Here is a 13,344-nt window from a genome sequence, read left to right as displayed (position 1 = left end):
CGGCCGCGCTCCGCGCGGGCTACGCCGACCGGCGCACCACGAGCTCGGGCGCCAGCAGGGTCTCGTCGCGGGGCTCGCCCTCGACCAGGGCCCGCACGGTGTCGAGCACCCGCTCTCCCATCGCCCGGAAGTCCTGCCGCACGGTGGTCAGCGGCGGGGTGAAGTGCGCGGCCTCGGGGACGTCGTCGAACCCGACCACCGCGATGTCGTCGGGCACGCGCAGGCCCTCGTCGGCGAAGGCGTGGAGCACCCCGAGCGCCATCTGGTCGTTGCCGGCGAACACCGCGTCGACGGCCGTCACGTCGATGTGCCGTGCGGCCGCGAACCCGCTCCCCGGGGTCCAGTCGCCGTCGAGCACGACGGGCTCGAGGCCGGCGTCCTGCATGATCCGGACGTACGTGGCACGGCGCACCTCGGACTCCTGCGACACCGGTGGTCCGGCGATGTGCACGATCCGCCGGTGCCCGCGCGCGAACAGGTGTTCCATCACGAGCGACGTCCCGGCGGCCTGGTCGATCGCGACCGCGGCGACGGTCGACGCCGCCGGGGTCCGCACGGCGTCGCGCTGCACGGCGTTGGACACGACGACCGGCACGGTGACCGGCACGGTGAGCGACCCGAGGGCGTCGAGCACCCGGTTGTCCGCGGCGACGAGCACGATCGCGGCGACGTCCTGCGCGAGCAGCGTCGTGAGTGCACCGGACAGGTCGGACGGCGTCGGTTCCTCGGGCAGGGTGGAGAGCAGCACGTGGTACCCGGCCGACCGGGCCGCGCGTTCGAAGCCGATCGCGGTGCTCGACGGACCGTACAGCGCGTCGCCAGCGGTGATGATGCCGAGCGCGCGGCTCCGCCCCCCGGCGAGTGCGCGGGCGGCGGCGCGGGGTCGGTAGCCGAGGTCGTGGACGGCGTCGGTGACCTGCGTGCGGAAGGCGTCGCGGACCGTCGGGTCGCCGTTGATCACGCGCGAGACGGTCTGGTGGGAGACGCCCGCACGCTCGGCGACGTCGAAGATCGTCGGAGCCTTCCGGCGTTTGCCGCCCGTGCCCCCTGGGGCGGTCGTGGTCGTCACGAGGCCAACCGTACCGCGCAGTCCGGCCCGCGCGGCAAGATCGCGAAACGGTCAGGTCGAGTTGACACCCCGTTACGAAAGCCCCAGTATGTGAGCGCTCACACGAGCACATCCCTCGGGGCACAGCAGCCCCGGCACCTGAGCGCGTCGAGGACGACGCGAGAGGAACAGAGGTACTTCGATGACGAAGCGCAGGATCATCGCGGGCGTTGCAGCCCTCGGCATCGCGATCGCACTCGCCGGCTGCTCGGCCGGTGGCCGCGCGTCCACCGACGGCGGCGGCAACAGCAGCGACAACAAGGGCGCCCTCGTCGGCGTCGCCATGCCGACCAAGGTCTCGGAACGCTGGATCAAGGACGGCGACGCCGTCAAGAGCGACCTCGAGAAGGCCGGTTACAAGGTCGACCTCGAGTACGGCGACAACAAGGTCCAGCAGCAGGCCCAGCAGGTCAGCAACATGATCACGAAGGGCGCGAAGGTCCTCATCATCGCGTCGATCGACGGCGGAGCCCTCTCCGACCAGCTCGACGCCGCCGCCAAGGCCGGCATCAAGGTGATCTCCTACGACCGCCTGCTGACGGGCAACAAGAACGTCGACTACTACGTGTCGTTCGACAACGAGAAGGTCGGCGTCGACCAGGCGACGAGCCTGCTCACCGGCCTCGGCGTCCTCGACGACAAGGGCGAGAAGACCGGCGAGAAGGGCCCGTTCAACATCGAGGTCTTCGCCGGCTCGCTCGACGACAACAACGCCAGCTTCTTCTTCAACGGCGCCATGAAGACCCTCAAGCCGTACCTCGAGGACGGCACGCTGAAGATCCAGTCCGGTCAGGACCAGCTCTCGCAGGCCGCCACGCAGCAGTGGGACCCGGCGACCGCCAAGGCCCGCATGCAGAACCTCGTCGCGAAGTCGTACTCGGGCGGCACCACGCTCGACGGCGTGCTCTCGCCGTACGACGGCATCTCGATCGGCATCATCTCGGCGCTGCAGGGTGCCGGCTACGGCACCAGCGACCGTCCGCTGCCGATCGTGACGGGCCAGGACGCCGAGGCGGCCTCGGTCAAGTCGATCATCGCCGGTCAGCAGTACTCGACCATCTACAAGGACACCCGCAAGCTCGCCAAGCAGTCGGTCACCATGGCCGAGGACCTGCTCACCGGTGACAAGCCCGAGGTCAACGACACGAAGAGCTACGACAACAAGGTCAAGGTCGTCCCGACCTTCCTGTTCCAGCCGACGGTCGTCACCAAGGACAACTACAAGGAAGTCCTCGTCGACTCGGGTTACTACACCGAAGCCGACCTGAAGTAGTCGCAACCCACCTGTCGGACAGGAGGCACGGGTCGACCCCGCCCCGTGCCTCCCGTCCGCCCCATCCGCGCGCCACGGCGCGCACCACGGAAGGCGGTCGACGTGACGGACACGATCCTCGAGATGCGTGACATCACCAAGACGTTCCCCGGCGTGAAGGCCCTGCAGGGCGTCTCGATCGAGGTCGAGCGTGGACAGGTCCACGCCATCTGCGGCGAGAACGGCGCCGGCAAGTCGACCCTCATGAAGGTGTTGTCGGGCGTCTACCCGCACGGCTCCTTCGAGGGCGAGATCCTGCTCGACGGGTCGCCCGTCGCGTTCCACGACATCAACGGTTCCGAAGCAGCCGGCGTCGTCATCATCCACCAGGAGCTCGCGCTGAGCCCGTTCCTGTCGATCGCCGAGAACATCTTCCTCGGCAACGAGCGGTCCAAGGGCGGCTTCATCGACTGGAACAAGACGAACCTGGCAGCCGCCGAGCTCCTGCAGCGCGTCGGCCTCAAGGACAACCCGGTCACGAAGATCGTGGACATCGGTGTCGGCAAGCAGCAGCTCGTCGAGATCGCGAAGGCGCTGTCGAAGAAGGTCAAGCTCCTCATCCTCGACGAGCCCACAGCCGCCCTGAACGACGACGACTCCGCGCACCTGCTCGAGCTCATCCGCTCGCTGCAGGCCGAGGGCATGACGGCGATCATCATCAGCCACAAGCTCAACGAGATCAAGGCGATCGCCGACAAGGTCACGATCATCCGCGACGGCAAGACCATCGAGACGCTCGACATGCACGCCGACGACGTCTCCGAGGACCGCATCATCCGCGGGATGGTCGGCCGCGACCTGTCGAACCGGTACCCCGAGCACGAACCGAAGATCGGCGAGGAACTCCTGCGGATCGAGGACTGGACGGTCCACCACCCGCTCGACGGGTCGCGCGAGATCATCCACCAGGTCGACCTGAACGTCCGCGCCGGCGAGATCGTCGGCATCGCCGGGCTCATGGGCGCCGGGCGGACCGAACTCGCGATGAGCGTGTTCGGCCGGTCGTACGGATCCGGGATCAGCGGGACCGTGTACAAGCGCGGCGAGCCGATCAAGACCCACACGGTGTCGCAGGCGATCGACCACGGCATCGCGTACGTCACCGAGGACCGCAAGCGCTACGGCCTGAACCTGATCGACGACATCAAACGGAACATCTCCGGGTCGGCGCTCGGCAAGCTCGCCAGCTGGGGCTTCGTGAACGCGTCCGAGGAGACCACGGTCGCCGGGCAGTTCCTGAAGAACCTCAACATCAAGGCACCGAACGTCGACGTCATCACGGGCAAGCTCTCCGGCGGCAACCAGCAGAAGGTCGTCCTGTCGAAGTGGATGTACACCGACCCGGACGTGCTCATCCTCGACGAGCCGACCCGCGGCATCGACGTCGGTGCGAAGTACGAGATCTACACGATCATCAACAGCCTCGCGGACCAGGGCAAGGGGGTCATCGTGATCTCCTCGGAGCTCCCGGAGCTCCTCGGCATCTGCGACCGCATCTACACACTCTCCGAGGGCACCATCACCGCCGATGTGCCCCGCTCCGAGGCCACCCCAGAGGTCCTCATGCAGTACATGACCCAGGAACGGGAGACCCCTGTCAATGAACGCGCTTAAGTCCGCCGCCGGCTACCTCACCGGGCAGCTCCGACAGATCGGCCTGTTCATCGCGCTGATCGTCATCGTCGTCTTCTTCCAGGTGACGACCAACGGCATCACCCTGGCCCCGATCAACGTCTCGAACCTGATCGTCCAGAACAGCTACATCCTCATCCTCGCCATCGGCATGGTGATGGTCATCATCGCCGGGCACATCGACCTGTCCGTCGGGTCGGTCGTCGCCTTCACCGGCGCCATGGCCGGCGTGATGATCACGCAGTGGCACATCCCGTGGCCGATCGCCGTCGTGCTCTGCCTGGTCGTCGGTGCGCTCGTCGGCGCCTGGCAGGGGTTCTGGATCGCCTACTTCGGGATCCCGGCGTTCATCGTCACCCTGGCCGGCATGCTCGCCTTCCGCGGTGCGGCGCAGATCGTGCTGCACAACCAGCAGATCTCGCCGTTCCCGGACGGGTTCCGTGCCCTCGGCTCCGGCTTCCTGCCGTCGTTCGGCACCACCGGGTACGAGCCGCTCACGATGATCCTCGGCTTCGCCGCCGCGGCGGTCATGGCCGTCACGGCGTTCCGCGGCCGGGCCACCCGCCGCAAGTACCAGCTCGAGAGCGAACCGTTCGCCTGGTTCATCGTGAAGCTCGTCTTCGGCGTCGTGCTGGTCGTCTACGTGGCCCTGCTGCTCGCGAGCTACAACGGCACCCCGATCGTGCTCGTCATCCTCGGCGCACTCGTGGTGATCTACTCGGTCATCATGCGGAGCGCGGTGTTCGGCCGCCACGTCTACGCCATCGGCGGCAACGCCCTGGCCGCGCAGCTGTCCGGCGTGAAGACGAAGCGCGTCACGTTCATGCTGTTCGTCAACATGGGAGTCATCTCGGCCCTGGCCGGCGTGGTCTTCACCGGTCAGCTCAACCTGGCGGCACCCGGTGCGGGCAACGGCTTCGAACTCGACGCCATCGCCGCGGTGTTCATCGGTGGCGCAGCGGTCACCGGCGGCATCGGCACGGTCCCCGGCGCCATCGTCGGTGGTCTCATCATCGGGCTGCTGAACAACGGCATGTCGATCCTCGGGGTCGGCACCGAGTACCAGTCGCTCATCAAGGGCTTGGTCCTGCTCGCCGCCGTCGCGTTCGACGTGTTCAACAAGCGTCGGGCGGCCGCCGCGCGCAAGTAGGGGCGTCCTTCCGGGGTCACCCCCGCGAAAGCGACAGAGTGCTGCGGAACGTCCGCGCACTTCTGTCGCTTTCGTGCGTCAGCGGGACAGGACCGCCCACCCCCTGGCCGGGAGGCGCAGGGTTCCGTCCCCGAGATCCGCGCCGCCCGCCTCCACCTGCGTCGCATCCGCCGCGGGCACCTCGACGGGATCGGCCGACAGGTTCAGGGCGGTCACCACGGCCGCGTCCGACGTCGCGGTCCGCAGGACGACCGCAGTGTTCGTCAGGTGCACCACGTCGGTGTGCGCCCGGTGCAACCACGGGTTGCGGCGGCGCAGGGCGATCAGGGCCTCGTACGCGTGCGTCAGATCGCCCGCTGCGGGTGGTGCGTCCGGGAACTCCGGTCGGACCGCGTCGTCGCCACCCTCGCGTTCCTCCTTCACCCCGGTCCAGCCGTACTCGTCGCCCGCGTAGACGATCGGGGTGCCGGCGACGGTGAACAGCACCGCTGCCGCGTGCCCGGCGAACTCCTCCCCCACCGCGCTCGCGATGCGGGTCACGTCGTGGTTGCCGATGAAGGTCGTCGGGGCGAACGTCTCGAGCAGGGCGTCGTGCCGCTCGATCGCGTGCGCCAGCTCGTGGCCGTTGCCGTCCGCGATGCCGTGCCAGATGCCCTGCCACAGTTCGTACTGCGTCAACGAGTCCATGGTCGACTCCCGCGCGATCGCCGCCGCGTCGCCGTGGATCACCTCACCGCTGAACCACGCGTCCGGGAACCGCTCGCGCACCCGTGGCAGCACCCTGGCCCAGAACGCCGGTGGCACCGCGTACGCCGCGTCGAGGCGCCAGCCGTCGATCCCGCGCTCCAGCCAGTGCGTCATCACCTGGACGACGAGGTCCTCGGTCGCTCGGCTGTCGTGGTCCAGCGCCACGAGGATGTCGTGTCCCTCGAACAACCCGACGGGCACCGGCTGCCCCGGCGTCCACCCCGACCAGTCGATCGCGAACAGGCCAGCGGTCGCCCCGTCCGGTCCCTCTTCTCCGAGCGCCCGGAACGCCGGGTGCTCACGGCCGACGTGGTTGAAGACACCGTCGAGCAGGACCCGGATCCCCCGCTCGTGCGCCCCGGACACCAGACGGTCGAAGTCGGCCTCGTCGCCGAGCCGAGGGTCGATCCGGAAGTGGTCCACCGTGTCGTAGCCATGGGTGGAGCTCGCGAACACCGGCCCGAGCACCAGGCCGTTCAAGCCGAGGTCCACCACGTGGTCGAGCCAGGGTTCGATGCGGCCGAGACGGTGCTCGACCGCGCGCTCCTCGACCGGCACCCCCGGGCGGACGTCCGCCCCGACGAACCCGAGCGGGTACACGTGCCACCACATGACGTGCGGCACCCAGGCGGGCTCGGGCGGACGGGAGGGTGCGGTGTCGGTGCTCACCGCTCCGATGCTGCCAGCCGCGCCTGTGCTGGGCGCTCCCGTGCTGGGAACGGACAGGGACGGCAGGACGAGGATGTGGGCATGGGACGTGCGATCAGGACGGAAGCGGACGCTGCGGCGTCGGAGTCGGCACAGGCCGATCGGACCTGTGTGTCGTGCGGCCGTCGGATGCCGTCGTCGGCGGCGCCTGAAACCAAGTGGTGCTCCCGTGCCTGCCGTCGCCACGGAGTGGACCGGACGGACCTGGCACTCGAGCAGCGCATCGACGAGCTGCTCGCTGCACGGGCACGCACCTCGAGCATCTGTCCGTCCGAGGTCGCTCGGTCGCTCGAACCGGACGACTGGCGCCCGCTCATGGAACCCGCCCGTCGAGCAGCCCAGCGCATGATGGCGCGCGGCGAGGTCGAGATCACCCAGGGCGGCTCCGTCGTGGACCCGTCGACGGCGAAGGGGCCGATCCGCATCCGTCGCCCGCGGTGAGGGAACACCTGTCGTGCACCGTCGGTTGGGGACGGGGATGACTGCAACCGGATCGACCGAACCGACCCCCGTCCAGCCCCGAGCCCTCGTCGTGGGGGCGAGCGGCATCACCGGCTCCGCCCTGGTGAGCCACCTGCTCGACCTCGGCTGGGACATGACCGCGCTGTCGCGCCGCCCGCTCCCCCAGCAGGACGTCCGGACCGTCGCCGCGGATCTCCGCGATCCCGACAGCCTCGGCGCCGCGCTGGCCGACGAGCGTCCCACGCACGTGTTCTTCACCGCGTGGCAGCGCCAGGGGACGGAGGCGGAGAACATCCGCGTGAACGGCGGCATGGTCCGCGACCTGCTCGCCGCACTCGCGCATGCCCCGCTGGCGCACGTCGCACTGGTGACCGGGCTGAAGCACTACCTCGGCCCGTTCGAGGCCTACGCCGCGGGCGAGATGCCGGACACGCCCTTCCACGAGGAAGAACCCCGCCTGGACACCCCGAACTTCTACTACGCGCAGGAGGACGAGCTGTTCGCCGCCGCCGAGCGCCAGGGCTTCACGTGGTCGGTGCACCGCTCGCACACCGTGATCGGGCACGCCGTCGGCAACGCCATGAACATGGGCCTGACGATCGCGGTGCAGGCGACGCTCGCGAAGGAGCTCGACCTGGACTTCGTGTTCCCGGGCAGCGAGGCGCAGTGGAACGGCCTGACCGACATGACCGAGGCGGGGATCCTCGCCGAGCAGATGGTGTGGGCGGCGACCGCACCCGAGGGCGCCGACGAGGCCTTCAACATCGTGAACGGCGACGTCTTCCGGTGGCGCTGGATGTGGCCGCGGCTCGCTGCGCACCTCGGCGTCGACCCGGCGCGGGTGGTCGGGTACCAGGACGAGCCGCGACCGCTCGAGCAGCAGATGGCGCCGCACGAGTCGGAGTGGGCCGGCATCGCCGAGCGACACGGTCTGGCAGAGGCGGACATCACACGGCTCGCCTCGTGGTGGCACACCGACGCCGACCTCGGTCGCGCGATGGAGGTCGTCACCGACATGGGGAAGAGCCGCGAGGCCGGGTTCACGGCCTTCCGCCGGACCGAACGCGCGTTCGCCGACCTCTTCGCGCGCTACCGGGCCGACCGACTCATCCCCTGAGTCGTCGGCCCGGAACAGCGGGCTACAGCGCGAGCAGGAGCACCACGAGCGTCGCGACCGACAGCACCAGCAGGACGACGGCGCCCTGCAGGTCCTTGTCGTGCGCTCGGAGGTGCGCCACCACGGCGCCGACGAAGTAGACCACCGCGCCGATGGCCGCGGCGATGGCGAGGGGCACCCACCAGATGCCGATGACGAGCCCGGCGGCAGCGGCGACCTCGAGCACACCGAGGACGGTCATCTGCGCGGGAGTGACGTGGACGGCCTGCATCGAGGCGACGATCTTCGGGTTGCGGACGAGTTTCATGACGCCCGAGCCGAGCAGGGCCACGGCGAGGACGAGGGACAGGACGACGGCTGCGATGTGCACGGGGAACTCCAGGTGATGAAACGGATGGTTGTCCCCGTTTCAAACCGGGGACTGCTCCCCGTATTCCCGGCCACGCGATCTAGGCTCGGTGCATGACCCGCCGAGACGTCGCCCGGAACCGTCAGGCGCTCGTCGACGCGGCCCGGTCCGCGTTCACCGACCACGGCCTCCAGGCTGCACTGGAACCGATCGCGGTCGCAGCGGGACTCGGCAACGCGACCCTGTACCGGCACTTCCCGACCCGAGCGGCGCTGTGGGAAGCCGTCCTGGTCGAGCCGATGCACGAGGTGCTCGACCTCGTCGAGCACTGCCGCGAGCTGTCCGCCTCGGACCCGTGGGAGGGCTTCGCGACCTTCGTCCGCGAGACGGCGGCGATCGAGGCGCGCCGCACCGGCTTCAGCGAGCTCATGACCACCGACTACCGCGACGCTCCGGAACTGCTCCGGCTCCGCATCGCCGTGCAGGACGGGATCGACGCCCTCTTCACAGCCGGACAGGCGGCCGCGGTCATCCGCGCCGACGCCACCCTGGCCGACGTCGCACTCCTGCAGCTGTCGATCGCGGAGACGATCCGCACGTTCGGCCGGGTCGCACCCGAGGCGTACCGACGCTGGGTGGACCTGGTGCTCGACGGGTTCCGGGCAACGGACGTCCCGCGCGGCGTGCTGGCCGGACGCCCCCTGCGCGGCGATCAGGTCCGTCGGGCCCTGGCGGAGCGCCACCAGCCCGCCGGCCGTCAGAAGGCGTAGCGGATCCGACAGGACGGCAGGTGCTCGGCGACGAGCTCGCGGAAGCGCTCGACGAGCTGCCCCTTCATCCCGGACCGGTAGCGGACGTTCACCGCGCCGTTCTGCGACACCTTCTGCTCCTGCAGGTCGGGGCGCCAGAGCAGGTCCTCGGCCTTCGGGTGCCAGCCGAGGTTGACCTCGTGCAGGGGTTGGTTGTGCGTGAGGAAGATCACCTCGGCCGCGATCTGCGCCTTGGCGGCCGGTGACAGTACGTCGTCGACCTGCCGCAGCAGCTCGGTCCAGTCGGACTCCCACGTCGGGGTGACGATGACGGGCGAGAAGTTCAGGTGGACCTCGTAGCCGGCGTCGACGAACTCGTTCACCGCAGCGATCCGCTCGGCGACGGGACTCGTCCGGATGTCGGTGACCTTCGCGGTGTCGTGCGGCATGAGCGAGAACCGGATGCGCGTGCGGCCCATCGGGTCCCAGTCGAGCAACTCGCGGTTGACGTACTTCGTCGCGAAGGACGCCTTCGCGGTCGGGGTCATCCGGAACAGGTCGCACAGGTCACGGACGTTGTCGCTGATCATCGCGTCGACCGAGCAGTCGCTGTTCTCGCCGATGTCGTACACCCACGACCCGGGATCGCACTGGTTCGGCTCGGTCTTCGGCCCCTGCTTCGCGATGTTGCGAGCGACGTGCTTCGTGATCTGGTCGATGTTGGCGAACACCGTGACGGGGTTGCTGTAGCCCTTGCGCCGCGGGACGTAGCAGTACGCACACGCCATCGCACAGCCGTTCGCCGTCGAGGGCGCGATGAAGTCGGCGGAGCGGCCGTTCGGTCGCGTGATCAACGACTTCTTCACGCCGAGCACCAGCGCCTCGGTCTTGATCCGGACCCACCGCTGCACGTTGCGCTCGTCGCCGTGCACCTCGGGGATGTTCCAGTGGGACTCCACCGGCACGATCTCGGCGTCCGGCCAGCGCCCGATCACCTCTTGCCCGCGCTGCAGTTCGAGGGCAGCGGGCTCGGCGTAGATCCGACGGACGTCGAGCATCGGGCGGGCGCGGTCGTTGCTCATCGACTCCTGTCTACCGGGGACCACTGACGGTGCAGACTCGGGGCATGACCGCCGAAGCCGACGACCATTACTTCGTGGTGAACGGCCGACGCTGGCGCCGCACCGACCCGGCCCTGCCCGAGGAACTCGCGGCCGCGCTCCGCTCCCACCTGGGGCGCGGGCGCAACGCGGTGAAGACCGCGAAGCGCGCCGGCGACGACGCTGCGCTGGCCGCGGCTCGGCACCGGAACGGGCTCGCGAAGCACGGTCTGGGCGAACGCGGCCCGGAGTGGTGGACGCGCCCCGAGGCCGATCGGATCGCCGACGCCGAGCGGGCACTCGCCGATCTGGACGCCCTGCCGTGACGACGATTCGTCCGCCGCGCCTGGATCGCATCCTGAACCTCATCGTGTTCGGCCCGGTGATGATCGGGACAGGAGTCGCACTCGCGAGCGTGGCCTTCGTTCCCGGAGCATCGGCGCGGGTGTTCGTCTTCGTCCTCGGTGTCGCCTTCATCGCCGGTGGGACCTGGGCCACGGCCAGGCTCCGTCGCGTCGCCGTGCACCTGTCCGACGAAACCCTCCGGTACTCCGGCTTCCTGTCGTCGTGGACCGCACCGCGTGCGGGCATCACCGCGGTGCTCGACGACGCGTACGTCGAGTGGCGCGATGATCGCGGGGTCGGCCACCGACGGCAGATCTGGCTGCTGACCCGGGCTTGGGCGGACGACGGCACGAAGTTCGCCCCGCTCTGGCGCTGGCGACACGAGGCGCTCCTCGAGGTGCGGGCGTGGGCAGCGACTCACGAAGTCCGAAACGTCCCATGACGCCCGCGGTGGAAAGCGGAATCGGGCGTACCTGGTCGGAAGTTCCGACCAGGTACGCCCGATTCGACCAGGTACGCCGGGGGCTGCGTCAGCCCTCGGTGTGCCCCAAGGACGGCTCGAGGAGCAGGTGGGCCGTGCGGGATGCCGACGCGTGCAGCTCGAGGACGACGAGGTCGTTCCGGCCTGAGCGCAGGACCGGGCCCGGGATCGCCAGGGTCTGCTGCGGGCCGCGCGACCAGTACCGACCGAGGCAGAACCCGTTGACCCACGCGACACCCTTGCGGAAGCCGTCGAGCGCCAGGTAGCGGTCGTCCACCGCGTCGAGGTCGAACGACCCCGCGGCGAACGTCGGCCCCGCGAGCACCTCGCCGTCGGTCGGCTCCACCGCGGACAGCGCATCGAGGGCGGACGGTGCGATCGGGTCGAGCGCCAACGGTGCCGCGGTCCAGCGCGACAGCGGGACACCGTCGACGGCGACTCCGCCGATCAGGCCCTTCGGTTCGCCGATGCGGATGCCGTAGTCGACCCGGCCCTGGTCCTCGACGAGCAGTTCGAGCGTGCCGGTCACCGGCGGCAAGACGACGGCGCGGTCGTGGTGCTCGCGCTCCAGGACGCCGACGACGACGCCGTCGACGGACACGATCGCGCGGTCGCGGACCTCTTGCCCGATGGTCAGCACACCGCCGGTCGGCAGGTCGACCTCGGCGCGGTACAGGACGAAGCCGCTGGCCGCACCGAGGGCGTCGAACGTCGGCGGCTCGTCGTGCGCCGACCACGTCGTGAGCGTGGGCAGCAGGGAGCGGAGCGACGCGACGCGGTCGAGGCGGACGGCGAGGTCCGTGGCGGGGGTGATCCGGGCCTCCAGGCCGACTCCGTCCGCCCCATCGGACGCGAGTCGACCCGACCCACCCGGCTCCATCGACGCCGGCAACGGCGGGACGGGCGCGTAGCGCTCGATGACCGCGCGGAAGGCGTGGAACTTCGAGGTGGGCCGACCAGCCTCGTCGAGCGGGGCGTCGTAGTCGTACGACGTCGCGATCGGTCGGTAGACGCCCTTGTCGTTGGCGCCGTTCGTGAAGCCGAAGTTCGTGCCACCGTGGAACATGTAGATGTTGACCGAGCCACCGGCGGCGAGCAGGACGTCGAGGTCCGCAGCGCTGTCCGCGGCCGAGGTGGTGTGGTGGTGCTCGCCCCAGCTGTCGAACCAGCCGTCCCAGAACTCCGAGCACATCAGGGGGCCGGTGGGCTGGGCCTGCCGCAGGCGCTCGAGGCGCGCGGCGGACCGCGAGCCGAACGAGCCGGTCTTGTGCAGCGACGGCAGCGAACCGTCCTCGAGCATCGTGCCCATCGGCTGGTCGACGCTCGTGAACGGGACGGTCAGCCCGATGTCGCGGTGCATCTGCTCGAGCGCACGCAGGTACTCGGGGTCGGAGCCGTAGGCGCCGTACTCGTTCTCGACCTGCACCAGGACGATGGGCCCGCCCTGGTCGATCTGCCGCGGGACCAGCACGGGGGCCAGCTGCTGCAGGTACGTCTGGACCGCCGCGAGGAACCCGGGCTCGTTGCGCCGGACGCCCACGGAGCCGTCGGCGAAGAGCCAGTACGGCAGGCCGCCGTTGGTCCACTCCGCACAGATGTAGGGGCCGGGGCGGACGACGGCGTGCATGCCCTCGGCGGCGACCAGGTCGAGGAACCGGCCGAGGTCGAGCCCGCCGGTCAGGTCGAAGACGTCGGGCGACGGCGCGTGCGCGTTCCAGGCGACGTAGGTCTCGATGGTGTTGAGGCCCATCAGCTTCGCCTTGCGAATCCGGTCGGCCCACAGGTCGGGGTGCACGCGGAAGTAGTGGATCGCCCCGGACAGCACGCGGTGCGGCTCGCCGTCGAGCAGGAAGTCGGTGTCGCCGATGGCGAATCGCATGAGATGACTCTTTCAGACAGCGGGGTGGGGGGGGGGGGGGGGGCCCCCCCCCCCGGGGGGGGGGGGGGGGGGGGGGGGGGGGGGCCGCGGGGCCCCCGGGCGGGGGGGGGGGGGGGGGGGGGGGGGGGCCGCCCCCCCCCCCCCCCCCGCCGCCCCCCCCCCCCCCGCCCCGGAGGGCGCCCCCGCGGAGAGAGGGGGGCGGGTG

At 70.1% G+C, this 13,344-nt stretch carries 13 protein-coding genes; 8 read left to right on the top strand and 5 right to left on the bottom strand.

Annotation, left to right across the window (positions count from 1 at the left end; genetic code table 11):
- Nucleotides 1-19: 19 nt before the first annotated feature.
- A complete protein-coding gene (locus tag EDF28_RS12130) occupies nt 20-1,069 on the bottom strand; it encodes a substrate-binding domain-containing protein (RefSeq protein ID WP_123938481.1) in 1,050 nt (349 codons plus the stop codon).
- Nucleotides 1,070-1,250: 181 nt separating this feature from the next.
- Here EDF28_RS12130 and chvE point away from each other — a divergent pair, with 181 nt between their 5' ends.
- The 3 genes from chvE to mmsB all read left to right on the top strand — a co-directional run bounded on the left by chvE (nt 1,251) and on the right by mmsB (nt 5,202).
- Nucleotides 1,251-2,381, top strand: a complete 1,131-nt coding sequence (gene chvE, locus EDF28_RS12125; RefSeq protein WP_123938480.1) for a multiple monosaccharide ABC transporter substrate-binding protein — start codon at nt 1,251-1,253, stop codon at nt 2,379-2,381.
- Between the two features lie 102 nt (nt 2,382-2,483).
- Complete coding sequence (mmsA, locus tag EDF28_RS12120) at nt 2,484-4,034, top strand: multiple monosaccharide ABC transporter ATP-binding protein (RefSeq protein WP_123338695.1); 1,551 nt, start codon at nt 2,484-2,486, stop codon at nt 4,032-4,034.
- A complete protein-coding gene (mmsB, locus tag EDF28_RS12115; protein WP_111086259.1) occupies nt 4,021-5,202 on the top strand; it encodes a multiple monosaccharide ABC transporter permease in 1,182 nt (393 codons plus the stop codon). Before mmsA ends, mmsB begins: the two co-directional genes overlap by 14 nt.
- Nucleotides 5,203-5,280: 78 nt before the next feature.
- Here mmsB and EDF28_RS12110 read toward each other — a convergent pair whose 3' ends face one another.
- Nucleotides 5,281-6,618: an alpha-amylase family glycosyl hydrolase gene (locus EDF28_RS12110; protein WP_260154930.1), complete on the bottom strand. Its 1,338-nt coding sequence runs from the start codon at nt 6,616-6,618 to the stop codon at nt 5,281-5,283.
- A 228-nt stretch (nt 6,619-6,846) separates the two neighbouring features.
- Here EDF28_RS12110 and EDF28_RS19585 point away from each other — a divergent pair, with 228 nt between their 5' ends.
- Nucleotides 6,847-7,098 (top strand): DUF3253 domain-containing protein, encoded by a 252-nt coding sequence (locus EDF28_RS19585; protein WP_235035881.1) that lies wholly within the window; start codon nt 6,847-6,849, stop codon nt 7,096-7,098.
- A 37-nt stretch (nt 7,099-7,135) separates the two neighbouring features.
- A complete protein-coding gene (locus EDF28_RS12100) occupies nt 7,136-8,236 on the top strand; it encodes an SDR family oxidoreductase (protein WP_123938478.1) in 1,101 nt (366 codons plus the stop codon).
- 22 nt (nt 8,237-8,258) lie between these two features.
- On the opposite strand, the gene EDF28_RS12095 is transcribed toward EDF28_RS12100, so the two are convergent.
- The gene (locus EDF28_RS12095) at nt 8,259-8,606 is read right to left on the bottom strand and encodes a DoxX family protein (protein ID WP_123938477.1); all 348 of its coding nucleotides are present in this window, start codon (nt 8,604-8,606) and stop codon (nt 8,259-8,261) included.
- A 92-nt stretch (nt 8,607-8,698) separates the two neighbouring features.
- Between EDF28_RS12095 and EDF28_RS12090 the strand changes: the two genes are divergently transcribed.
- Nucleotides 8,699-9,355 carry a TetR/AcrR family transcriptional regulator gene (locus EDF28_RS12090; protein WP_123938476.1) on the top strand — a complete coding sequence of 219 codons (657 nt, stop codon included), beginning with the start codon at nt 8,699-8,701 and terminating at the stop codon, nt 9,353-9,355.
- Here EDF28_RS12090 and EDF28_RS12085 read toward each other — a convergent pair.
- Nucleotides 9,343-10,416, bottom strand: coding sequence for a spore photoproduct lyase family protein (locus tag EDF28_RS12085; protein WP_123938475.1), 1,074 nt, complete (start codon nt 10,414-10,416; stop codon nt 9,343-9,345). The genes EDF28_RS12090 and EDF28_RS12085 overlap by 13 nt on opposite strands.
- Nucleotides 10,417-10,460: 44 nt before the next feature.
- Between EDF28_RS12085 and EDF28_RS12080 the strand changes: the two genes are divergently transcribed.
- Nucleotides 10,461-10,760: a biopolymer transporter Tol gene (locus EDF28_RS12080; protein ID WP_123938474.1), complete on the top strand. Its 300-nt coding sequence runs from the start codon at nt 10,461-10,463 to the stop codon at nt 10,758-10,760.
- Nucleotides 10,757-11,221 (top strand): hypothetical protein, encoded by a 465-nt coding sequence (locus tag EDF28_RS12075; protein WP_123938473.1) that lies wholly within the window; start codon nt 10,757-10,759, stop codon nt 11,219-11,221. The genes EDF28_RS12080 and EDF28_RS12075 overlap by 4 nt, the downstream gene beginning before the upstream one ends.
- An 88-nt stretch (nt 11,222-11,309) precedes the next feature.
- Here the strand turns inward: EDF28_RS12075 and EDF28_RS12070 are convergent, their stop codons facing one another.
- Nucleotides 11,310-13,139 (bottom strand): beta-galactosidase family protein, encoded by a 1,830-nt coding sequence (locus tag EDF28_RS12070; protein WP_123938472.1) that lies wholly within the window; start codon nt 13,137-13,139, stop codon nt 11,310-11,312.
- Nucleotides 13,140-13,344 lie beyond the last annotated feature (205 nt).

Origin of the sequence: Curtobacterium sp. PhB137 (genome assembly GCF_003814955.1) — a bacterium.
In the GTDB taxonomy this organism is placed as follows: Bacteria; Actinomycetota; Actinomycetes; order Actinomycetales; family Microbacteriaceae; genus Curtobacterium.
This window is presented reverse-complemented; position numbering and strand designations above follow the sequence as displayed.

Excerpts from the sequence above, each read along its gene's own strand:
- chvE (WP_123938480.1), top strand. The coding sequence starts at position 1,251 with ATGACGAAGCGCAGGATCATCGCGGGCGTTGCAGCCCTCGGCATCGCG.
- mmsB (WP_111086259.1), top strand. The coding sequence starts at position 4,021 with ATGAACGCGCTTAAGTCCGCCGCCGGCTACCTCACCGGGCAGCTCCGA.
- EDF28_RS12100 (WP_123938478.1), top strand. The coding sequence starts at position 7,136 with ATGACTGCAACCGGATCGACCGAACCGACCCCCGTCCAGCCCCGAGCC.
- EDF28_RS12090 (WP_123938476.1), top strand. The coding sequence starts at position 8,699 with ATGACCCGCCGAGACGTCGCCCGGAACCGTCAGGCGCTCGTCGACGCG.
- EDF28_RS12085 (WP_123938475.1), bottom strand. The coding sequence starts at position 10,416 with ATGAGCAACGACCGCGCCCGCCCGATGCTCGACGTCCGTCGGATCTAC.
- EDF28_RS12080 (WP_123938474.1), top strand. The coding sequence starts at position 10,461 with ATGACCGCCGAAGCCGACGACCATTACTTCGTGGTGAACGGCCGACGC.
- EDF28_RS12070 (WP_123938472.1), bottom strand. The coding sequence starts at position 13,139 with ATGCGATTCGCCATCGGCGACACCGACTTCCTGCTCGACGGCGAGCCG.